This window comes from Corallococcus sp. AS-1-12, assembly GCF_020036995.1.
GTDB lineage: Bacteria > Myxococcota > Myxococcia > Myxococcales > Myxococcaceae > Corallococcus.
In genome coordinates, this window is sequence record NZ_JAIQDD010000035.1 from 19,256 (window position 1) to 38,827 (window position 19,572).

Here is a 19,572-nt window from a genome sequence, read left to right on the forward strand (position 1 = left end):
GCCCGCGCGCCCTCCCCTCCCCTACTGCTTCGCGAACACCGCGACCTGTCGCTCGGCGCCGGAGAACGGGAGCCGGTACGAGCGGGCGGACACCACGCGCAGGCCGCGCTCGGCCGCGCGCGCCTGGAGCTCCGCGTCCGTCTGCTGCTTGCCCAGCATCGCCACCACGCGCCCGCCCTCCTCCACGTACGCGGGCGCCAGGTTCAGCCAGTCCGGCAGGTCCATGAACGCTCGCGCGATGAGCACCTGCGCGCGCGGAATCCCCTCCGCCTCCGGCTTCCCTTCCGCCCGGGCGTGCAGCCCGCGCACGCCCACGAGCCCCAGGCTGGCGGCGGCGGCCTTGATGAAGGCGATCTTCTTGCCCACCGTGTCCACCAGCGTCACGCCCAGCTCCGGCAGCTCCAGCTTGAGCGGCAGCCCGGGGAAGCCCGCGCCCGCGCCCAGGTCCAGCAGCGACGTCGCGCCCCTCACCTCCGGCAGCACCGCCAGCGAGTCCAGGAAGTGCTTCTCCAGCACCTCCTCCGGCGCGGTGATGGCCGTGAGGTTCACCTTCGCGTTCCACTTCAGGAGCTCCGCCATCAGCCGCTGGAGTTTGGGGCCCACCTCCGGCCCCACGGTGATGCCCAACGCACTGCATCCGGATGCCAACTGATCTGCGAACCGCGCGTTATCCACAACACCTCCACCCCGAAGGGCCCTTCAAGTCCTTGGAATCATTCAGGGGAAATCCATCCCCAGAAATGTCCACACGTTATCCACAGCCCTGTTCCTGATCACTTGACGGCCCCTGCCCCCGCTTGAGCGCGACCAGGAGCAGGGACACCGCGGCGGGGGTCAGGCCCGGAATCCGACGCGCCTGTCCTACCGTTCCGGGCCGGTGCGTGGACAGCTTCTCCACCGCCTCCGTCCCCAGCCCGCGCACGTCCGCGAAGCGGAACGTGTCCGGGATGCGCCAGCGGTCGGACGCCTCCGCCTCGCGCGCCGCGGCCCGGGCGGCCTGGGCGATGTAGCCCTCGTACTTCACCTCCACCTCCACCTCCTCCACGACGTCGGGGGGGAGCGCCGGGAAGTCCTCGCGCCCGTCCGCCAGGTGCGCGTACGTCACCTCCGGGCGCTTGAGCCGCGGGGCCAGGCCGCCGCGCTTGAGCCGCGCCACCTCCTCCGTCACCGCGTGGGCCCGGGCCGCCGCGCGCTCCAGTGCCTCCTTCGGCAGCAGCCCCACGCGATGCCCGTGCCGCGCGAGCCGCAGGTCCGCGTTGCCTTCGCGCAAGCGGAGCCGGTGTTCGGAGCGGCTGGTGAACATGCGGAACGGCTCATCCACGCCCTTCGTCACCAGGTCATCCACGAGCACCGCGCCGTGCGCCTCGTCGCGGCCCACGATGAGCGGCGGTTCGCCCTTCACCTGGAGCGCCGCCTGGATGCCGGCCCACAGGCCCTGGAAGGCGGCCTCCTCGTAGCCGGAGGTGCCGTTGAGCTGGCCCGCGAAGAACAGGCCCGCGACGGCCTTCGTCTCCAGCGTGGGGTGCAGTTGCGTGGGCGGCGCGTAGTCGTACTCCACCGCGTAGCCGTAGCGGACCACCTCCACGCGGGACAGGCCGGGGATGGTGCGCAGGAACTCCGCCTGCACGTCCGCGGGCATGCTGGTGGACAGGCCCGCCGGGTACACGAGCGGCGACGTGGGCCCCTCCGGTTCGAGGAACACCTGGTGCCGCTCGCGCGCGGCGAAGCGCACCACCTTGTCCTCCAGCGACGGGCAGTACCGCGGCCCCCGCCCCACGATGTCCCCCTGGAACAGCGGCGAGCGGTGCAGGTTGTCGCGCAAGAGCCGGTGCGTCGCCTCCGTCGTCGCGGTGAGGCCGCACGTCACAGAAGGCTGACGTGGGAACGGCATCCCCTGCTCCATCCGCGTGCGCCAGGAGAACGGCCGCACACCCGAGTCACCCGGCTGTGGCGTGACGGCGTCCCAGTCGATGCTGTCGCGGGACAGGCGCGCGGGCGTGCCCGTCTTGAAGCGGCCCAGCGTGAAGCCGAGCGCGTGCAGCGACTCCGACAGGCCGCGCGCGGCTTCGTCTCCCAGGCGGCCGCCGACCTCCTTCTGCTCGCCCACGTGCATGAGCGCGCGCAGGAAGGTGCCGGTGGTGAGGAGCACCGCGCGGGCCACCACCTGCGTGCCGTCCCCCAGCACCACGCCCTTCACCCTCCCCCCTTCCGCGACGACGGCGGCGACTTCGCCCTCGCGCACGGTGAGGTTGGGCTGGGTGAAGAGCACGGCCTGCATGCCGGCGGCGTAGGCGTCGCGGTCGCAGAGGACGCGGGTGGCCTGCACGGCGGGGCCCTTGGAGGGATTGAGGATTTTGACGTGCGTGCCCGCGAGGTCCGCCGCGCGGCCCATCTGGCCCCCGAGCGCATCCAGCTCGCGCACCAGGTGGCCCTTGGCGGTGCCGCCCACGGCGGGGTTGCAGCTCATCACGGCGGCGCGCTCGCGCTTGAGCGTCACGCCCAGGGTGGACAGGCCCATGCGAGCACACGCGAGCGCCGCCTCGCAGCCCGCGTGGCCCAGCCCCACCACGACGATGTCGTATCGGAGTTCCATCGCGTCCCGGGGGGTATCACGCCCCGGCGCGTCCGTGGCAAGCCGGCCCTGGGGACACCGTCCCCCCGGCGGGTCGCTCACCGGCCCGGGCCGTGGCCCCAACACAGACAGGGCCCGGAGTTCGGGAGCACGCGAGGCGGGCAGTGGGAGGGGTAACAACGCCGCCCGCCTCGCGCGCACCAGTCATCGTGGATCCGCCGAGGGCGCGCCTGACACACCGGTGGCGTCTCTGGCCCTTCGACGGCGATGGCAACCATGGGACCTGCCCGCACGAGTCCCCCGGACCTCGTGCCTTCACATGGCGTCGCACACACGGGGGCCAGAAAGCTGCCCGTGCGGTGAGGGCGCATGGGGGGCTCTCGGACTCGAACCAGCGAGGCCGGCGGACCTCCCGTGTGCGCGACGGGGAAGGGTATAGCGGGGGGGTCTGACATTCCGGGCTCCGGGCCCCGCTCCAGAGGGGGCCCGGGAGCCGCGCGGCGTCAGCGGGTGGGGAGGGGGTTGGACCGGCTGGGGCAGTGCACGTTCTCCGGGCAGCGCCCGTCGGACCGGGGGATGCACGCGCCGCAGCACTCCATCTCATCCGGGCGGCACGCCGGCTGGCACGCGCCACACTGCACCACGCCGCCGCAGCCATCGTCCGCGGTGCCGCACTTCAACCCCAGCGTGGCGCACGTCGCGCGCTGGCAGACGCAGCGGCCATCCACGCAGGACTCGTTGGGTTTGCACCCGGGGGAGCAGGTGCTGATGGGACCGGTGGGCTCCTTCTTCGGCTCGGCGGGCACGGGCGGCGCCACGCAGCGGCCGTCCGTGCACGTGCCGGCCTGACAGTCGCCGCAGTCGATGAAGCCGCCGCACCCGTCCGGCGTCCGGCCACAGGCCACCATCGCCTGCGAGCACGTGGCCCGCGCGCAGCCATCCGGCGCCACGTTGTCCCGCGACGCGCGCACGGTGCCGCCGCCGCCCGGCGAGCACGCGCCCCACAGTCCCAACGCCAGACACAGTCCGGCCCACCGGCCCAGGCTCCGCACCGCTTCCATGTCATCCACTCCCCGGGCTCCCGGCTCGGGAGCCATGCACGGCCCCATCATGCGCACGCCCGGGACGGATGTCCGGAGGTTCGGGGCCATGCGACGGGCAGGGCAGGGGAGGGGAGGGCGCCTCAGCGCTGGAGGAAGGTGCGCACGTGCTGGACGGCCTCTTCCTCGGTCCTGGGCTTCTCCTCGCGGGGCGCGGGCACCTTCAGTCCGCGCTGCGCCGCGGGCCGCTGCTCGATGGCGGCCAGCCACCGCTGCACGCCCGGCAGCCCGTCCACGGACACGCCGGCCCAGTCGTGGATGCGCACCCACGCCCAGTTCGCGATGTCCGCGATGCTGTAGTCGCCGGCCAGGTACTCGTGGTCCTTCAGCCGGCTCTCCAGCACCGTGTACAGGCGGCGCGTCTCGTTCTGGTACCGGTCGATGGCGGGCTGGAGCTTCTCCGGGAAGTAGCGGAAGAAGACGTTGGCCTGCCCCTGCATGGGGCCCACGCCGGCCATCTGGAACATCAGCCACTGGATGACCTGGGAGCGGCCCTTCGCGTCCGTGGGCATCAGCTTGCCCGTCTTCTCCGCCAGGTAGAGCAGGATGGCGCCGGACTCGAAGACGGCGAAGTCGCCCTCCGCGCGGTCCACGATGGCGGGGATGCGGCCGTTGGGGTTGATGGCCAGGAACGCGGGCTGCTTCTGCACGCCCGTGGAGATGTCCAGCGCGTGCACGGTGTACGGCAGCCCCAGCTCCTCCAGCGCCACGGAGACCTTGTGTCCGTTCGGCGTGTTCCACGTGTACAGGTCGATCATGTCCGCCTCGCTTCGCGAGTCAAGAGGTGCGCTCCCTCTAATCCCCTTCAGGTAAGTCCATGAAGGGAGAGCCCTGCGTGGGCAAAGAAGCCACGCAGGGCCGCATGATGGCGGCCGAGGTGGCCAAATGCAGCGCGCACCTGGCGCAGTAGCTCCGCGGTCGACTCGGGCGTGGAGTTGAGCATGGAGCGCTTCACCTGACTGTTGCAGCCCTCCTCGGGATTGAGCTCTGGCGAGTAGGCGGGAAACGACTCCAGGACGAAGTCGCTGGCGTGAGATTCGACGAAGCGCTTCACCTCGTTTGAGCGATGGGCGCCCAGCCTGTCCCACACCACCACCAGCGGGTGGCCCACCTTCCGGCGGAAGTAACGCAGGGCCGCCACCACCTGGGCGCTATGCACGCTGCCCTCGAAATGCCGCGCATAGAGGCGGGCCTTTCTGTGCCCGTAGGGCGCCACCAGTGCCACCACGCTGGACACTTCACGTCTCATGGAGACGCGTCGCAGCTCAGGCGGCTGGCCTATGGGCGCCCAGGTAGTCCCTAGCCGGGCCCGAAACGTACTACCCGTCTCGTCCACGCAGGCAATGACTGCCCCTCGGCGCGCAGCCCCCTTTTAATGCGTGGCCAGTCCCGCTTCAGCCACGCCTCCACCAGCGCCTCGTCTCGCTCGCGAGCTTTGGGTTTGGGCCGTTGCACCGACAAGCCCAGCCGGTGCAGTGGCTCCGCCAGGTAGTTGGGGTGGTAATGCACGCCGTAGCGACGCTGGATGACCTGGGCCACTCGCTTCAATGTCCACCTTTCGGTGGTGAAGCCCGCCGTCTTGGCTCCTGCTTCCACCACTCCCTTCACCTCCAGCCACTGCCCATCCGTCAGCTTCGAGGGGCGCCCGCTTCGCGCTCGGGACTTCAGTCCGGCGACTCCTGCCTCCTCAAGCCGTCGAGCCCACTCGCATGCGGTACTCGGGCTCACGCCCATCTGGCGCGCGACCTCCGCCTGCGTGTAGCGCCCACTCTCCAGCAACCGGGCCGCCTCCAACCGGCGCTCCTCCAGTTGCTCTGTCGTCAGCCTCCTCGGATGCCACGCCATGAGAAGCCTCCTGCCTCCTCATGGCGTAACTCCCTTCACCCTTCGGTAACTTCCCTGAAGGGGATTAACGGCGGAAGCGCACCACGCGCACGTCGAAAGCAGGGGCATCCCCCAGGGCCTCGCGCATCAGCTCCAGCGCGCGGTCCTCGTCGAAGCTCCCGGAGCCCGCGCCGATGATGGGGAACGCCACGGAGCGGAAGCCGTGCTCATGCGCCCGCGCCAGCGCGTTCCGCACCGAGTCCTGGATGGACCGCGCGGACGCGCGCCAGAGCATGTCGATGCCCGCGACGTGGATGATGCCCTTGAAGGGCAGGCGCCCCGGCCCGGTCACCACCGCCGAGCCCAGGGGCATGGGCCCCACGCGCGCGACCTCGCGGAAGGGCGCCGTGCCACCGCGGCGCTTGATGGCCCCGGACACCCCCTGCGGCAACAGCAGCCACCAGGGGATGATGTTCCGGTTCCACGCGTTGACGATGGCGTCCACGGGCTGGTCCAGCAGGTCGCCTTCCACCAGTTGCACGGGCATGGGCGCGGACTCTAGCGCCCATGCCCAATGACAGACACGGCCTCAAGGCGCCGCGTTCGCCTTGGCCGGCGCCGGCTGCTTGGAGGCGTTCGCGAAGTCACCCGCGCGCACGAGGGTGGCCTTGCTGAAGTCCAGGTGGTTGGCCAGGGCCTTGCGCACGTCGTCGGCGGTCAGCTTCTGGAGCTTCGCCTCGATGTCCGCGTCGAACTTCAGCGTGCGCCCCAGGTACAGGCCGTCCGCCAACTGCTGCGCCAGGTTCCCGTCCTGCGCCCGGGCGGACTGGCGGTACTCCAGGAGGCCCGCGCGCGCCTTGTCCAGCTCCTGCGGCGTGAAGCCCTTCTGCACGGCGCGGGTGACCTCCTCGCGCATGGCGGCCTCCAGCTTCTGGGCGTTCTGCGGCGCGTAGATGGCGTAGGTGAGGAACCAGCCCACGGTGTCCAGCTCCTGCGCGGACAGGCTGCTGCCCACGCCGTAGGACAGGCCGTCCTGCTGACGCACGCGCGTGGCCAGCCGCGAGTTGAGGAAGCCCCCGCCCAGCATGAAGTTGCCCATCATCAGGCCGGGCCAGTCCGCGTGGTCGTCGCGCACCTGGAGCAACTGTCCGGCGAGGAAGTACGCGTTGGCCTTGTCCGGCGTCTCCAGCACGACGGACTTCGGGGCCACGGCCTGGAACGTGCGGGGCACGCGCGCGTAGGGCGCCGGGCTCTTCCAGCCGTCGAGCAGGGGGCTCACCAGCGAGGGGAGCTCCTTCGCGTCGAAGTCACCCACCACCGCGAGCTCCCCGCGCGAGGCGCCGTAGAACTGGCGGTGGAAGTCGCGCGCCTGCTCCAGCGTGACGGCCTTCGCGTCGGCCAGGCGCTCCTCCAGGGTGGGCACGTAGTACGGGTGGCCCTTGGGGTACTGGGGGCTGAGCACGCGCCAGAACGCGATGCTGGCCTGGGGCTGCGGCTCGCTGCGCTGCGACTCCAGCGAGGCCAGCCGCTCCTGCTTGAGCAGCGCGAACTCCTTCGCGTCGAACGCGGGCTCGCGCAGCACCTCCGTCACCAGCTTGAGGACCTCCGGGAGGCTCGCGCGAGGGCACTCGATGGAGACGCTGGCGCCCAGCGCGCCGCCGTCCACGCCCACGCGGGCCTTGAGCTTGTCGAGCGCGTCGTAGAGCTGCTGGCGGGTGTGCTTCTTCGTGCCGCGCATCAGCATGCCGCCGGCGTAGGAGGCGGCGGGCAGCTTGCCGCTCACGGCCTCCGCGGTGCCCCAGTGCAGGTCCAGCGACAGGTTGACCATCTCGCCGCGCGTCTTCTTGGGGAGCAGCGCGTACTTCACGCCGTTGGCCAGCTCGCCGCGCTGCACGCGCGACTCGATGTTGGCGGGGGAGGGGTCGAAGGCCTCGCCCTGGGCGACGGCGGCCTTGCCCTGGTAGCCGTCCACCATCTTCGCCACGTCCACCGGGGGCGGCAGCTCCGAGCGGTCCGGCTTGGGCGTGGGCACGAAGGTGCCCAGGGTGCGGTTGGAGCCCTTGAGGTACGCGGCGGCCACGCGGGTGACGTCCGCGGGCGTGACGGCCTCGATGCGGTCGCGGTGCAGGAAGAGCAGGCGCCAGTCGCCCACGGCGGCCCACTCGGACAGGAGGATGGCCGCGCGCTCGGAGTTGTTGAGCAACAGCTCCGTCTGCTTCGCGAGGGCCGTCTTCGCGCGGTTCACCTCCTCGTCGGTGAAGGGCGTGCGGGAGGCCTCCTCCACGGTCTGGATCAGCGCCTCGCGCACGGGGGCCAGGGGTTGATCCTGGCGGGCCTCCGCGCTGAAGCCGATGACGCCCGGGTCGCGCAACTGGAAGTTGAACGCGCCCGCGCGCGAGGCCTTCTTCGTCTCCACGAGCGCCTTGTAGAGGCGGCCGGACGGCACGTCGCCCAGCACCTGGGTGAGCACGTCGATGGCGGCGAAGTCGGGGTGGGCGCCCTCGGGCACGTGGTAGACGCTGGAGAGGAGCTGGTTGTCACCCACGCGGCGCAGCGTCACCTCGCGCTCACCGTCCTGGGTGGGCTCCTGGGTGTACGTGAGGGGCACGGGCTCCGCGGGCCTGGCCAGCTTGCCGAAGGTGGACTGCACGAGCGACAGGGCCTTCTCCGGCTGGAAGCGTCCGGCGATGACGAGCGTCGCGTTGTCGGGGCGGTAGTAGCGCCGGTAGAAGGCCTGGAGCCGGTCGATGGGCACGTTCTCCAGGTCCGCCTTCGCGCCGATGGTGGCCTTGCCGTAGTTGTGCCAGCGGTACGCGGCGCTCATGGTGCGCTTGAAGAGGATGCCGCGCGGGTCGTTCTCGCCGGACTCGAACTCGTTGCGGACCACGGTCATCTCGCTGTCCAGGTCCTTGCGCGCGATGAAGCTGTGGACCATGCGGTCCGCCTCGAAGGACAGCGCCCAGGCCAGGTTGTCGTCCGAGGCGGGCAGGGTCTCGTAGTAGTTGGTGCGGTCCAGCCAGGTGGTGCCGTTGGGGCGCGCGCCGCGCTCGGTGAGGGCCTGGGGCACGTTGGGGGTGGTGGGCGTGCCCTTGAACATCAGGTGTTCGAGCAGGTGCGCCATGCCCGTCTCGCCGTAGCCCTCGTGCTTGCTGCCCACCAGGTAGGTGATGTTGACGGTGACGGTGGCCTTGGTGGGGTCCGGGAAGAGCAGGACGCGCAGGCCATTGGGCAGGCGGTATTCGGTGATGCCCTCCACGCTCGCGACGGGGGCCGGGGCGGCCGGCTTCGTCTGGGCACGCGCGCTCGAGGAGGCAGCGGGCTTCGGGAGGGGAGCCGGGGCCCGGGCCCACACGGGCGGGGCCGCCACGAGCAGGACAGCCAGCAGGGCGAGCGGGGTACGACGCGTCATGCGGTCCTCGGGGTGCGAAGCAGTGGGCACGGGACTTCTAACCGCTCCACCGGGTCCTCCCATCCCAAGAAACCCGGGCCCACCGGGCAGGCGTCCACCCAGGGACACCCGTGGACCGTCCCAGGTCCTGTCCCGCGCTTCCAACCTCACGGGTCGTCATGTATCCTGGCGCGGATCCGATGTCAGGATGGGTTGGTAGGAGACTCGCGCGTCACCAGGGAGGGAACGGAATGGCGAAGGCGATGGGCGGGGACATGATGCTGCAGATGCTGCACGAGTTCCGCGAGATGCAGGACGAGGCGAAGGAGCAGTACGCGCGGACCCAGAAGGAGCTGCGGGTGCTCCGCATGAAGTGCCGGGTCGTCTACAGGAAGACCCGGGCCTTCGCGGATCAGGTGCGCGCCTTCTCGCAGGAGGTGGATGGATTCCGCGACAACATGGGGGAGTTCGTCACGCACCTCTCGACGCTTGCGAAAGAGGTGGATGGCATCAAACTCCACCAGACGAAGATGTTCGGTCAGGCGGGCCGCATGCTGAACCAGCTCGCGGAGGCCCAAAGCACGGACCGCAAGCGCATCGACGTCCTGGAAGAGCGCATGGATGGCCCAGGGGAGAGCTGAGCCCTCCATGCGCTCCGTCACTCAGGCGTAGATGCCGCCGGGCGCCATCGCGGAGCCGGAGCCCAGGACCTCCTCCACCTCGCGGACCTCCTCGGACGTCAGCCGGAAGCTTCCCGCGTGGATGAAGCCATCCACCTGCTTCGCGCTGCGCGCCCCCACGATGGCCGCGGTGACGGCCGGATCCCGCAGCGTCCAGGCGAGGGCCACCTCCGCCGGAGAGCGCCCATGCCGCGCGCCCACCTCACGCATGCGCTCCACCAGCGACAGGTGATGCGACAGCTTCGGCTCCTGGAAGTCCGCGCTGCCGCGGCGCCAGTCGTCATCCGGCATCGCCAGGATGCGCTCGCGCGTCATCGCCCCGGTCAGCAGCCCGGACGCCATGGGTGAATACACAATCACCCCGATGCCCTGCTTCTGACAGTAGGGCAGCAGGTCGTCCTCGATGTCCCGGTGGATGAGCGAGTACGGCGGCTGCAACGACGTCACCGGGGCGATGCGCCGCACCCGCTCCAACTGCGAGACATTGAAGTTGGACACCCCCAGCCAGCGCACCTTGCCCTGCCGTTGCAGCTCCGCCAGCGCCGTCCACCCCTCTTCAATCTCTTCTCCGGACTCCACCGGCCAGTGCACCTGATACAAATCAATGGCATCCACCTTCAGCCGCCGCAGGGACGCCTCGCACTCCCTGCGCACCGAGTCCGCCTTCAACCGGCGGCTGACCTGGCCCTGCTCATCCCAGACCATCCCGCACTTGGTGAAGACATACGGACGCGTGTCCCGCCCCTTCAGCGCCCGGGCCACCACGTCCTCGGAGTGCCCCAACCCATACACCGCCGCCGTGTCGATCCAGTTGATGCCCGAATCCAGCGCGCGCTGGATGGCTTCAATGGACCGCGCGTCGTCCTGCGCGCCCCAGGCGAACGCCCAGCCGCCCCCTCCAATGGCCCACGCGCCAAACCCCAGCGCGGTGAGGTCCATGTCGGAATTGCCCAACCGTCGCTTCCGCATCCCATGCCTCCCGGGGCCGGACGCCCCTGGCTCCAAGAAGGACGGTGTGCACCGCGGCGGCCCTCGCACGGGGCAGGCGCCGGCCCGGCCCCCGGCCACCAGGACGGGCGGGCCCTGGCTCCCCGTCCGCCGTCCATCACCGCGGCGCACGCAAGCATCGTCGGACGCGTGCGTTGATGGTAGGCCGCCGGGAGCTGGGGGAATGCCCCTCGGGTACTCGGGCACCAGGAGTCCTTCCGGATGAAACGCTTCTTCATTGGCGCGCTGGCCTTCATTGGAGCGCTGTCCATCCTCTTCGTGGTGGGTGTGGTGGGGCTGTTGATGCTCGCGGCCTCCAGCAAGCCGGGCGTGCCGTCCAACCTGGTGCTGGAGCTGGACCTGCAGCACCCGCTGCCGGAGTACACGCTGGACACCTCGCTGGCGGGCGCCTTCGGCGAGGAGCCCACGTCGCTGAGGGACGTGGTGGAGGGCCTGGAGAAGGCGGCCACGGACCCCCGGGTGAAGTCGCTGGTGGTGCGCATTGGCCAGCCGGGCAGCTCCGCGCAGGTGCAGGAGCTGCGGGACGCGGTGAAGGCCTTCCGCGCGTCGGGCAAGCGGGCGGTGGCCTACGCGGATGGCTTCGGCGAGGCGGGCAACGGCACCGGCGCCTACTACCTCGCGAGCGCCTTCGACTCCGTCTACATCCAGCCCTCCGGCGACGTGGGGCTCACCGGCCTGGTGATGGAGACGCCCTTCGCGCGCGACGCGTTCGCGAAGCTGGGCGTGAAGCCGGAGTTCGGCAAGCGCGCCGAGTACAAGAACGCCGTCAACAGCTTCACCGACGAGTCCTACGGCCCCCACCAGCGCGAGGCCACGGAGGCCTACGGCGGCGGCCTCTTCCGCCAGGTGGTGAAGGGCGTGGCGGAGGGCCGCAAGCTGTCCGAGGACGAGGTGCGCGCCCTCATCGACCGCGCGCCCTTCATGGGCCAGGCCGCCGTGGACGCGAAGCTGGTGGACGGGCTGCGCTACCGCGACGAAATCCACGACGAGCTGGAGCAGCAGGCCGGGGAGGGCGCGAAGTTCCTCTACGTGGACAAGTACCTGGAGCGCGCGGGCCGGCCGCACCAGACGGGCACCACCGTCGCGCTCATCTACGGCGTGGGCGAGGTGCTGCGCGGCAAGAGCCAGTCCAACCCGCTCTCCGGCGGCCAGGTGATGGGCGGCGACACGGTGGCGGCGGCCTTCCGCAAGGCGGTGGAGGACCCATCCGTGAAGGCCATCCTCTTCCGCGTGGACAGCCCGGGCGGCAGCTACTCCGCCAGCGACACCATCCGCCGGGAGGTGCAGCGCGCGCGCGAGGCGGGCAAGCCCGTCATCGTCACCATGGGCTCGTACGCGGCCAGCGGCGGCTACTTCGTGGCCATGGCCGGGGACAAAATCGTCGCCCAGCCGGGCACGCTGACGGGGAGCATCGGCGTGTACAACGGCAAGTTCGTCACGTCCGAGCTGTGGGCGAAGCTGGGCGTGAACTTCGACACCATCGCCTTCGGGAAGAACGCCACCTTCGCCAGCTCCGACCAGGAGTTCACCCCCGAGCAGCGCGCGCAGTTGGAGTCCGAGCTGGACACCATCTACCTGGACTTCACCAGCCGCGCCGCCCAGGCGCGCAACATGCCGCTGGAGAAGCTGCAGGCGGTCGCGAAGGGGCGCGTGTGGACGGGCGAGGACGCGCTGGAGCGCGGGCTGGTGGACGCGCTCGGCGGCTACCCGAAGGCGCTGGAGCTGGCCCGGGAGGCCGCGAAGCTGGAGAAGGACGCCCCGGTCCGCATCGTCGTCTTCCCGCGCCCCCGGCCCACGGGCCAGGTGCTGTCGGAGCTGCTGGGCAAGCACGAGGCGGACAACAGCGATGACGAGGCCACCGGGAGCCAGGCCGCCGTGTCGTCCCAGGTGATGGAGCAGGTGCGGGCCGTGTACCGCGTGGGCGCGAAGCTGGGCCTCACCGGGCAGGGCGCGGAGGGGCGCGCGCTGTACGCGCCGCTCCCGGAGGTGCGCTGGTAGCGCTAGACGTGCAGCGGCATGGGGACGCGGCCCTCGGAGGGCCGCACCGGCCGGCCGAAGATGCTGTGGTAGCCCAGGGCGTGCGGCGCGCAGCGGTGACGGCGCGGGTCGAACACCAGGCAGCGGGCCACCGGGCCGGCGTAGACGTGCAGCGTGATGCCCGGGGCGTTGCCGGCGATGCTCACGCGGTGGATGGAGGCGCCCGGGTCGCGGAAGTCCACGTGCCCGGCGCCCACCGGCCCCAGGCGCTCCGGCGCGCCCAGCCGCGCCAGCCCGGGCTGCGTTCCGCCCTCCAGCAGCGGGTAGTTCTCCAGGAGGAACTCGCCGCGCTGGATGCTGAACCAGCACTCCTGACCGTCATGGTCGTGGATGGGCGAGACCGCGCCCGGGGACCAGCAGTTGATGATGACCTCCATTCCCTCGTCGCGGTGGACGAGGTTGCGCGTGTAGCGGCCCGGCAGGAAGTGCAGGTAGGGCTTGAGGCTGGTGGGCTCCAGCCGCAGCCCCGCCATCCGCGCGTCCACCCCCGCGAGTCCCCCGGGAGCGGCACGGCGCGCGCGGAGCATCCGCACGAATTCTCTCAGGCACGCGTCAGCCATGCGTACAGGCTAGGAACGTCTGCGACATCCGGCCACCCTCGGGTCCGCCAATGAACGTCCGCTTTGTCGTCCCCCCCTCAAGGATCGGAGCGGGGTGCGTTGAAGGACGGAGAGCCGCCGGGACGAAGGGGCCAGCATACCGATTTCCCCGCCAACCTGGGAATCCGGTGCCCGTCCACACCCCTTTTCCTCTGGTTTCGCTGTAATTTTACACCCTCCCAGCATAAAGGGGAGGGCATGGTGGGCAGGTCGTCCCGGCCGGAGCACGGAGGGGGGCCGGAGGAGAACGCGCAATGAAGAAGCGTCTGGGGGACATCCTGCTCGCGCGGGGTGTGGTGGATGCATTGCAGTTGCAGTCGGCGCTGGCGTACCAGCGCAAGTGGGGCGTGGCGTTGGGCCAGGTGGTGGTGGACCAGCGCTTCTGCACGGCGGAGGCGGTGCTGTCCGCGCTGGCGGCCCAGTCCGGCGTGGAGGCGGTGGACCTGGACGCCGAGCCGCTGGACGCGTCGCTCGCCAGGCTGATTCCGGGCAAGGTGGCGGAGGCCCACCGCGTGGTGCCGCTGCGGCTGGAAGGGCAGGGGACGCGGGAGGTGCTGGTGGTGGCCCTGGCCGCGCCCGCGAGCCTGGCCACGCTGGACGTGGTGAAGAGCGTGTCCGGCAAGGCGCGGGTGGTGCCCCGGCTGGCCACGGACGCGGCGCTGGGGAGGGCCCTCGGGCGGCTGTACCGGGGTGAGCCGGCGACGCCGCGGCGCCGCCCCGGGATGGAGTGCTTCACCCTGCCGGAGTGGGAGGAGTCCATGCCCCTGGTGGTGGGCACGTCCCTGGCGGAGCTGACGGACATGCCGGCGCCGGAGCCCGTCCGCGAACCCGCGCGGCGGGCGGACACCGCGGAGCTGCCCATGCTGGCGCCCCTGGAGCCCGTCTGGGCGCCCGCGCCGGAGACGCGCGTGACGGTGCGCGAGCAGGTGCTCGTGTACGGCTGGGGCGCGGACGCGGCGGCGGGCCTGGTGCGGGTGCTGAGCGAGGCGGGCTTCACGGTGAAGGTGGCGAGCACGGGCGACGTGTGCGCCGCGACCGAGGCGCAGGTGGTGGTGGCGCCGCTGCCCGCGATGGAGGTGCTGGCGCAGCGGCTGCGCGCGCAGGTGCTGGTGGCGGGCAAGGCGCCGGAGCGGGACCTGCCCCGCGCGCAGGCCGTGCATGCGCGGGGCTTCGTGGCGGCGCCGGTGGATCCGGACCTGCTGCTGCGCTCCGTGCGGCGGCTGGCGCGCGCCTCCGGGGAAGCGCGCCTCAAGCACGCGAGCTGAAGTCCGCGGCGTCAGGGCACCGCGACCAGCCGGGGCAGCTCCTCCGGCGCGTCGGGGAGCCACAGCGCGCCCAGCTCCAGGGGGACGGACGGGAAGGGCTCGGCGCGCACCAGGGCGTCGTCCTCGTGGCTCGCGGTGAGGAGCCAGCCGCGCTTGAGCCGCTGGTAGACCTCCAGCGTGCGCGCGACGGGGTCCACCAGCCAGACGTAGGACACGCCGGCCCGCGCGTACAGGGGCAGCTTGCGGGCCCGGTCCAGCGCGGTGGTGGCGGGGGTCAGCACTTCGCAGACCCAATCCGGCACCAGGGTGAAGAAGGCGGCGCCGGGCTCCAGCGGGGCGGCCACGCGCTCACGGCGCCAGGCGGCCAGGTCGGGCACGAGGATGTCCTCGCCCAGGTGCAGCTCCGGCGCGCGCAGGAAGCACCAGCGGCCGTTGCCGCCACGGCGCGGATCCAACCGCTCTCCCAGCTCCACGCCCATCATGAAGGCCGCGCGAGCGGGCGCCACGGAGAGGCGGGGCGAGGCCACCAGCTCGCCATCGAGGATTTCCCCCACCCAGCCCGACGGCAGCGCCGAGAGCAGGGAGTGGGAGGTGGGTTGAAGGTGCTGGAGTGCCGTCATGAATCCTCGGGGAGCGCCGGTGAACGCGAGGCATTCTAGGGAGGGGTCTGACATGCGGACCGCCGCCCGGGACGGCGCTATTTCCCGATGCAGAAGCGCTGGAAGAGGGTGTCCAGGAGTGCTTCGGAGACGCTCGTTCCGGACACTTCGCCCAGGGCCTCCAGGGCGAGCCCCACCTCACCGGAGAGGACCTCCAGGGTGGACACGCGTGACGCCGCTTCGGCGCGGCCCAGCGCCTCGGCGGTGCGACGCAGGGCGTCCGCGTGACGCTCGGAGACGAGCGCCACCGCGGAGGGAGTGCCACCGCCCCACAGCCGCGTGAGCACGGAGGTCCGGAGCGCCTCCACGCCTTCGCCCGTGAGGCCGCTGACGCGCGCCGGGGCAGGGGAGGGCAGGTCCGTGGACGCCGCGTCATCGCGCGCCGCATCGTCAGAAGGCGTGGACACGAAACGGTCCGCGCCCGCGCTGTCCTGGGGCGAGCCCTGTTCCTCCCGAGCCCCCGGCGTCACGTCGCACTTGCCGGTGACGACGAGCACGGGCGTGGCGCCGGCCTCGCGCGTCCACGACGCGGCCTCTTCGCGCGACGTCCCCGGCGGCAGCACCAGCACGGCCAGGTCCACGGCCGCGAGCAGCTCCCGCGTGCGCGCGATGCCCAGGGCCTCCACGCGGCCGGGCGCCTCGCGCAGGCCGGCGGTGTCGTAGAGGGTCACGCCCAGGCCGTCCCACTCGACGCGGGCCTCCAGCGCGTCGCGGGTGGTGCCGGGCTCGTCATCCACCAGCGCGCGGGCCTCGCCCACCAGCCGGTTGAACAGCGTGGACTTGCCCGCGTTCACCGGCCCGTACAGCGCCACGCGCGCGCCCTGGCGCACCAGCCGGCCACGGCCCACCTCCGCGCGCAGCGCCTCCGCGGCGGCGCGCAGCGCGGCGACACGAGGCCCGGCCTCCGCGTCCGCGCCCTCCGCCTCGTCGGGGAAGTTGAGGACGCCCTCCAGGTCCGCGTGCAGCTCGCGCAGCGGCGTCTCCAGCGCGCGGATCCGCTCGGCCAGCGCGCCGGACAGCCCGGCCGCGGCGGCGCGCACGGCGGCCTCCGAATCCGCGGCCACCAGGTCCGCGACCGCCTCCGCGCGGGTCAGGTCGATGCGGCCATTCAGGAACGCGCGCCGGGTGAACTCACCGGGAAGCGCCGGCCGCACCCGCTCGTCCTCCAGCGCCCGCGCCAGCAGCAGCCGCAAGAGGCGCGGGCTGCCATGCGCCTGGAGCTCCACCACGTCCTCGCCGGTGAACGACCGGGGCGCCTGGAAGTAGAGGAACAGCCCCTCGTCCAGCACCGCGCCCCCGGCGTCCACGAACGACGCCAGGTACGCATGGCGCGGCGTGGGAGACGCGGGGACCCCCGGCGCGAGCCTCCGCCCCACCTCCAGCGCGGCCGGCCCGGACACCCGGAGGATGCCCACCGCCCCCGCGGCGGGCGCGGTGGCCAGGGCGACGATGGTGGCGGAGTCAGCCGTCATGGCGGGGCAGGGGACCCCCAGCGGAACGGGCGGGCAGGACGCCCGCCCCCAGCACCTACCGGACGCCCTGCGGCGGCGTGGAGCCGCGAGCGGCGCGCTCCACATCGTCGCGGTGCTCCTCGATGTACTTCTCCACCTCGGCGTCGTCGACCTCCAGGTCGCGCAGCACGCCCGGGTAGACAAAGCGGAACGCCGGGGACTCCTCGTCCCCTCGCAGGCGGAAGCTCATCTTCAGCACCGCCGCGCCGTACAGCTTGTCCTTCAAACCCTTCGCCTTACCCATTCGCTCCTCTCGCGCCCGCCGGCGGCCCCGAGCCGGGCGCACCCGCTCAGGCGTCGACGTCGTCCTCGTCGTCGTCCGGCAGCAGGCTCCGCTTGGGCATCGGGGCGGGCTTCGCCGGGGTGAACACCATGCGTCGGTTGCGGCCTTCGCCTTCCGCCGCCACCTTCACTCCACCCACTCCTTCTACTGCCTTCAGGACGCGCGCGCGGTCCTCAGTCTTCATCGCGGCGAACGCATAGAAGCGCCCCAGGCTGGCGGACTTCTCCGCGAGCTTGCGGACGGCCTCCCGGAACACCGGATCCTCCTCGACCTGCAGCGTGCGCTCGTCCGCCTCCGCGCTCTTCGCGGGGCCCTGGGCCTGCGCGGGCTTCGCGGCCTGCTGCGCCGGCTGCCCACCCCGGGCGTTGCGCGGCTGCGCGGCCGGAGCGGGCGCCGCGGCCCGGGCCGGCTGCTGCGCGGGAGCGGAGGCCGCCGCCTGCGCCGCGGACGCGACCGGCGCGGAGGCGGCCGGCTGCTGCGCCGCCGCGTCACGGCGCGGCCGGGGCTCCGGGTGCGCGCCCGCGCCCAGCATCACCCAGCGGCGCTCCACGCCGGGGCGGTGGAGCATCTTGTTGAGCAGGAACTGGAGCGAATCCAGCACCTGGCTGCGCTTGCCCGGCTCCACGCCCGGAGGCGCGCCGGACTCGAAGTGGAGCGCCACGGACAGGCTGCCGTCGGTGGCGTCCTGCAGGTCCAGCCGCGCCGGGAACCCCATCAGCCCGAGGATGTCCGTGAGCAGCTTCTCCACCCGGGGGCGGAAGTCCGCGCCGCCCCCCACCACCTGTGCCCCGCTCACTTGCGTTTGCCTCCCCCGGCGGTGACCACCGCCGGCGTCCCGCCGCCCGTCTGGTTCTTCTTGTTGCGGTCCAGCCACTTGCGCAGGCCCCACTGCTGGCCAATGGAGAGCACGTTGTTCGTGAAGATGTAGAGCGACAGGCCCGCCGGGTACTGGAGCAGCGTGAAGGTGAAGATGATGGGCATCACCCAGGTCATCATCCGCGCCTGCGCCGCGTCCATCATCTGCGGCTGCATCTTCTGCGTGATGATCATCGACACGCCCAGCGCCAGCGGCAGGATGTACGTCGGGTCCTTGTAGGTGAGGTCGCGCCAGATGGGCCCGATGAAGGGCTCACCGTAGATTTCGAAGCTGTTGCGCAGCGACGTGAACAGGGCGATCCACACCGGCATCTGGATGAGCAGCGGCAGGCAGCCGCCCAGGGGGTTCACCTTCGCCTCCTGGTACAGCTTCATGATCTCCAGGTTCTGGCGCTCCTTGTCGTCCGCGAACTTCTTGCGGATCTCCTCCATCTTCGGCTGGAGCACCTTCACCGCCTCCATGCTGACCATGGAGCGGTAGGTGAGCGGCAGCAGCACCAGCTTCACCACCACGGTGAGCAGGATGATGGCGACGCCCCAGTTCCCCACGATGCCGTGGAAGAACTTCATGACGGCCAGGAGGATCTTGCAGACCACCGCCCAGATGCCGAAGTCGACCGTGTCCTCCAGCATGGGGTGGAACGTCGTGGCGTTCAGGCCGGCCACCGAGCGCAGCTCCGCGCCGGGCACCGGGCGCAGCAGGTCCGGGTCCTTGGGGCCCAGGTAGCCGCCGAAGCGGAACGTGGCCACCTGGCCGGGGCCCACGTTGAGCGGGAAGCCCGCGGACACCTCGCGCGCGGTGGGCGTGGCGGTCAGCGTGCAGTGGCCGTTGAGCGCGCCGTCCAGCGGGTAGAGCGCGGACAGGAAGTACTGCTGGTTGATGCCGAAGAAGGCGATGGGGCCCTTCGTCTCCTCGGGGGGCTTGTCACCCGGGGACAGGTTGTGGAGCTTGTCCTCCACCCAGCACGCGGAGCGGCTCAGGTTGCCCACGCCGCCGAAGAAGGACGGCGCGTGCTCGAACTCCGGGTCGATGGCGCGGCCGTAGTGCACCTTGAGCTCACCCGACTGCGCCTGCGCGGAGGTGTTGCGCACCTGGAGGGTGTAGGTGAACTCGAAGCCGTCGCGCGGCCACAGAATCGTCTTCGTGATCTCCCACGGGCCCTGGCGGCCGGTGAAGGCCACGCTGCCGCCGTTGTCGGTGGGGCCCTCCTGCACGGCGTAGCGGGTGTTCGCGGCCAGCGGCGCGCTGCCTTCAATCGTCACCGCGAGCGGCAGCGGCTGGCCGGGCACCGGGTGCGCCACGTTCATCTGCGGCGGCGGGGGGATGTCCTTGCCGAAGAGCTTCTCGAAGCCCTCCTTGACGGTGAGCGACTGCTGCTCGCGCATCTTCGTGCCCTGGAGCACGGCGGAGGTGAGGCCGGCGCCTTCGGAGGAGAAGGTGTACTTCACCTCCGGGCGGGCGAACTCCACGGTGCGCGCCGGCGGGGGCGGGGCCTCCGCGGGGGTACCCGCGTCCTCGCCGGTGACGCCCGGCGGCGGCACGGCGGCCATGCCCGGGGTGCCGGCGTCGGCCGTCGCGGCGATTTCCACGCCCGCATCCGCGCCTTCCGCGCCCGGGGGGGGACCCTTGGGGGCGAAGAAGAAGGTGTAGGCGGCGGTGGCCGCGAAGGAGAGGGCGAGCGCCAGGAGCAGCCGCTTCTGTGAATCGTTGGACTGGGGCGACAGCGGGTCGTTCGTCATGGATTTCCCTGTGCCGGCGGCACGTCGCCG

18 protein-coding genes are annotated in these 19,572 nt (G+C 71.7%); 3 read left to right on the forward strand and 15 right to left on the reverse strand.

All coding sequences use genetic code 11. The annotated features are described in order from the left end of the window. Positions 1-21: 21 nt before the first annotated feature. The 8 genes from rsmG to K8556_RS34460 form a co-directional block, all read right to left on the reverse strand. Positions 22-675, reverse strand: a complete 654-nt coding sequence (rsmG, locus tag K8556_RS34425) for a 16S rRNA (guanine(527)-N(7))-methyltransferase RsmG (RefSeq protein WP_370640012.1) — start codon at positions 673-675, stop codon at positions 22-24. A gap of 76 nt (positions 676-751) precedes the next feature. Next, positions 752-2,593 (reverse strand): tRNA uridine-5-carboxymethylaminomethyl(34) synthesis enzyme MnmG, encoded by a 1,842-nt coding sequence (gene mnmG, locus K8556_RS34430; RefSeq protein ID WP_223744354.1) that lies wholly within the window; start codon positions 2,591-2,593, stop codon positions 752-754. A gap of 482 nt (positions 2,594-3,075) precedes the next feature. Continuing rightward, positions 3,076-3,633, reverse strand: coding sequence for a hypothetical protein (locus K8556_RS34435; RefSeq protein ID WP_223744355.1), 558 nt, complete (start codon positions 3,631-3,633; stop codon positions 3,076-3,078). A 122-nt stretch (positions 3,634-3,755) separates the two neighbouring features. Next, a complete protein-coding gene (locus K8556_RS34440; RefSeq protein ID WP_223744356.1) occupies positions 3,756-4,430 on the reverse strand; it encodes a glutathione S-transferase family protein in 675 nt (224 codons plus the stop codon). Positions 4,431-4,477: 47 nt separating this feature from the next. Continuing rightward, positions 4,478-5,008 (reverse strand): transposase, encoded by a 531-nt coding sequence (locus K8556_RS34445; protein ID WP_370640013.1) that lies wholly within the window; start codon positions 5,006-5,008, stop codon positions 4,478-4,480. Continuing rightward, positions 4,972-5,517, reverse strand: a complete 546-nt coding sequence (locus K8556_RS34450) for a winged helix-turn-helix domain-containing protein (RefSeq protein WP_223744357.1) — start codon at positions 5,515-5,517, stop codon at positions 4,972-4,974. The genes K8556_RS34445 and K8556_RS34450 overlap by 37 nt, the downstream gene beginning before the upstream one ends. 64 nt (positions 5,518-5,581) lie before the next feature. Further along, entirely contained in the window at positions 5,582-6,043 is a 462-nt protein-coding gene (locus K8556_RS34455) for a macro domain-containing protein (RefSeq protein WP_223744358.1), read from the reverse strand. 42 nt (positions 6,044-6,085) lie between these two features. Then, positions 6,086-8,905, reverse strand: a complete 2,820-nt coding sequence (locus K8556_RS34460; RefSeq protein WP_223744359.1) for a pitrilysin family protein — start codon at positions 8,903-8,905, stop codon at positions 6,086-6,088. A gap of 230 nt (positions 8,906-9,135) precedes the next feature. Here K8556_RS34460 and K8556_RS34465 point away from each other — a divergent pair, with 230 nt between their 5' ends. Further along, a complete protein-coding gene (locus K8556_RS34465) occupies positions 9,136-9,525 on the forward strand; it encodes a hypothetical protein (RefSeq protein ID WP_223744360.1) in 390 nt (129 codons plus the stop codon). 21 nt (positions 9,526-9,546) lie between these two features. Here the strand turns inward: K8556_RS34465 and K8556_RS34470 are convergent, their stop codons facing one another. After that, the gene (locus K8556_RS34470; protein WP_223744361.1) at positions 9,547-10,533 is read right to left on the reverse strand and encodes an aldo/keto reductase; all 987 of its coding nucleotides are present in this window, start codon (positions 10,531-10,533) and stop codon (positions 9,547-9,549) included. Positions 10,534-10,773: 240 nt separating this feature from the next. Between K8556_RS34470 and sppA the strand changes: the two genes are divergently transcribed. Beyond that, entirely contained in the window at positions 10,774-12,570 is a 1,797-nt protein-coding gene (sppA, locus tag K8556_RS34475) for a signal peptide peptidase SppA (RefSeq protein WP_223744362.1), read from the forward strand. Between the two features lie 2 nt (positions 12,571-12,572). On the opposite strand, the gene K8556_RS34480 is transcribed toward sppA, so the two are convergent. After that, positions 12,573-13,136 carry a cysteine dioxygenase family protein gene (locus K8556_RS34480; protein ID WP_223744363.1) on the reverse strand — a complete coding sequence of 188 codons (564 nt, stop codon included), beginning with the start codon at positions 13,134-13,136 and terminating at the stop codon, positions 12,573-12,575. 326 nt (positions 13,137-13,462) lie between these two features. Here K8556_RS34480 and K8556_RS39585 point away from each other — a divergent pair, with 326 nt between their 5' ends. Continuing rightward, on the forward strand, positions 13,463-14,473 hold the full coding sequence (locus K8556_RS39585) for a hypothetical protein (protein WP_304504028.1): 1,011 nt from the start codon (positions 13,463-13,465) through the stop codon (positions 14,471-14,473). Positions 14,474-14,484: 11 nt separating this feature from the next. Here K8556_RS39585 and K8556_RS34490 read toward each other — a convergent pair whose 3' ends face one another. The 5 genes from K8556_RS34490 to yidC all read right to left on the reverse strand — a co-directional run bounded on the left by K8556_RS34490 (position 14,485) and on the right by yidC (position 19,542). Further along, positions 14,485-15,093: a Uma2 family endonuclease gene (locus K8556_RS34490; RefSeq protein ID WP_223744364.1), complete on the reverse strand. Its 609-nt coding sequence runs from the start codon at positions 15,091-15,093 to the stop codon at positions 14,485-14,487. A 77-nt stretch (positions 15,094-15,170) separates the two neighbouring features. Further along, positions 15,171-16,604 carry a tRNA modification GTPase gene (locus K8556_RS34495; protein ID WP_223744365.1) on the reverse strand — a complete coding sequence of 478 codons (1,434 nt, stop codon included), beginning with the start codon at positions 16,602-16,604 and terminating at the stop codon, positions 15,171-15,173. A 55-nt stretch (positions 16,605-16,659) separates the two neighbouring features. Continuing rightward, on the reverse strand, positions 16,660-16,887 hold the full coding sequence (locus tag K8556_RS34500) for a hypothetical protein (RefSeq protein ID WP_014400867.1): 228 nt from the start codon (positions 16,885-16,887) through the stop codon (positions 16,660-16,662). A gap of 46 nt (positions 16,888-16,933) precedes the next feature. Beyond that, a complete protein-coding gene (locus K8556_RS34505) occupies positions 16,934-17,722 on the reverse strand; it encodes a hypothetical protein (RefSeq protein ID WP_223744366.1) in 789 nt (262 codons plus the stop codon). Continuing rightward, a complete protein-coding gene (gene yidC / locus K8556_RS34510; protein ID WP_223744367.1) occupies positions 17,719-19,542 on the reverse strand; it encodes a membrane protein insertase YidC in 1,824 nt (607 codons plus the stop codon). The genes K8556_RS34505 and yidC overlap by 4 nt, the downstream gene beginning before the upstream one ends. Positions 19,543-19,572: the final 30 nt, after the last annotated feature.

What these genes read in the sequence shown, in the direction of transcription:
- mnmG (WP_223744354.1), bottom strand. Translation starts at nt 2,593, where the DNA reads ATGGAACTCCGATACGACATCGTCGTGGTGGGGCTGGGCCACGCGGGC.
- K8556_RS34435 (WP_223744355.1), bottom strand. Translation starts at nt 3,633, where the DNA reads ATGGAAGCGGTGCGGAGCCTGGGCCGGTGGGCCGGACTGTGTCTGGCG.
- K8556_RS34440 (WP_223744356.1), bottom strand. Translation starts at nt 4,430, where the DNA reads ATGATCGACCTGTACACGTGGAACACGCCGAACGGACACAAGGTCTCC.
- K8556_RS34450 (WP_223744357.1), bottom strand. Translation starts at nt 5,517, where the DNA reads ATGGCGTGGCATCCGAGGAGGCTGACGACAGAGCAACTGGAGGAGCGC.
- K8556_RS34455 (WP_223744358.1), bottom strand. Translation starts at nt 6,043, where the DNA reads ATGCCCGTGCAACTGGTGGAAGGCGACCTGCTGGACCAGCCCGTGGAC.
- K8556_RS34460 (WP_223744359.1), bottom strand. Translation starts at nt 8,905, where the DNA reads ATGACGCGTCGTACCCCGCTCGCCCTGCTGGCTGTCCTGCTCGTGGCG.
- K8556_RS34465 (WP_223744360.1), top strand. Translation starts at nt 9,136, where the DNA reads ATGGCGAAGGCGATGGGCGGGGACATGATGCTGCAGATGCTGCACGAG.
- K8556_RS34470 (WP_223744361.1), bottom strand. Translation starts at nt 10,533, where the DNA reads ATGCGGAAGCGACGGTTGGGCAATTCCGACATGGACCTCACCGCGCTG.
- sppA (WP_223744362.1), top strand. Translation starts at nt 10,774, where the DNA reads ATGAAACGCTTCTTCATTGGCGCGCTGGCCTTCATTGGAGCGCTGTCC.
- K8556_RS34480 (WP_223744363.1), bottom strand. Translation starts at nt 13,136, where the DNA reads ATGCTCCGCGCGCGCCGTGCCGCTCCCGGGGGACTCGCGGGGGTGGAC.
- K8556_RS39585 (WP_304504028.1), top strand. Translation starts at nt 13,463, where the DNA reads ATGAAGAAGCGTCTGGGGGACATCCTGCTCGCGCGGGGTGTGGTGGAT.
- K8556_RS34490 (WP_223744364.1), bottom strand. Translation starts at nt 15,093, where the DNA reads ATGACGGCACTCCAGCACCTTCAACCCACCTCCCACTCCCTGCTCTCG.
- K8556_RS34495 (WP_223744365.1), bottom strand. Translation starts at nt 16,604, where the DNA reads ATGACGGCTGACTCCGCCACCATCGTCGCCCTGGCCACCGCGCCCGCC.
- K8556_RS34500 (WP_014400867.1), bottom strand. Translation starts at nt 16,887, where the DNA reads ATGGGTAAGGCGAAGGGTTTGAAGGACAAGCTGTACGGCGCGGCGGTG.
- yidC (WP_223744367.1), bottom strand. Translation starts at nt 19,542, where the DNA reads ATGACGAACGACCCGCTGTCGCCCCAGTCCAACGATTCACAGAAGCGG.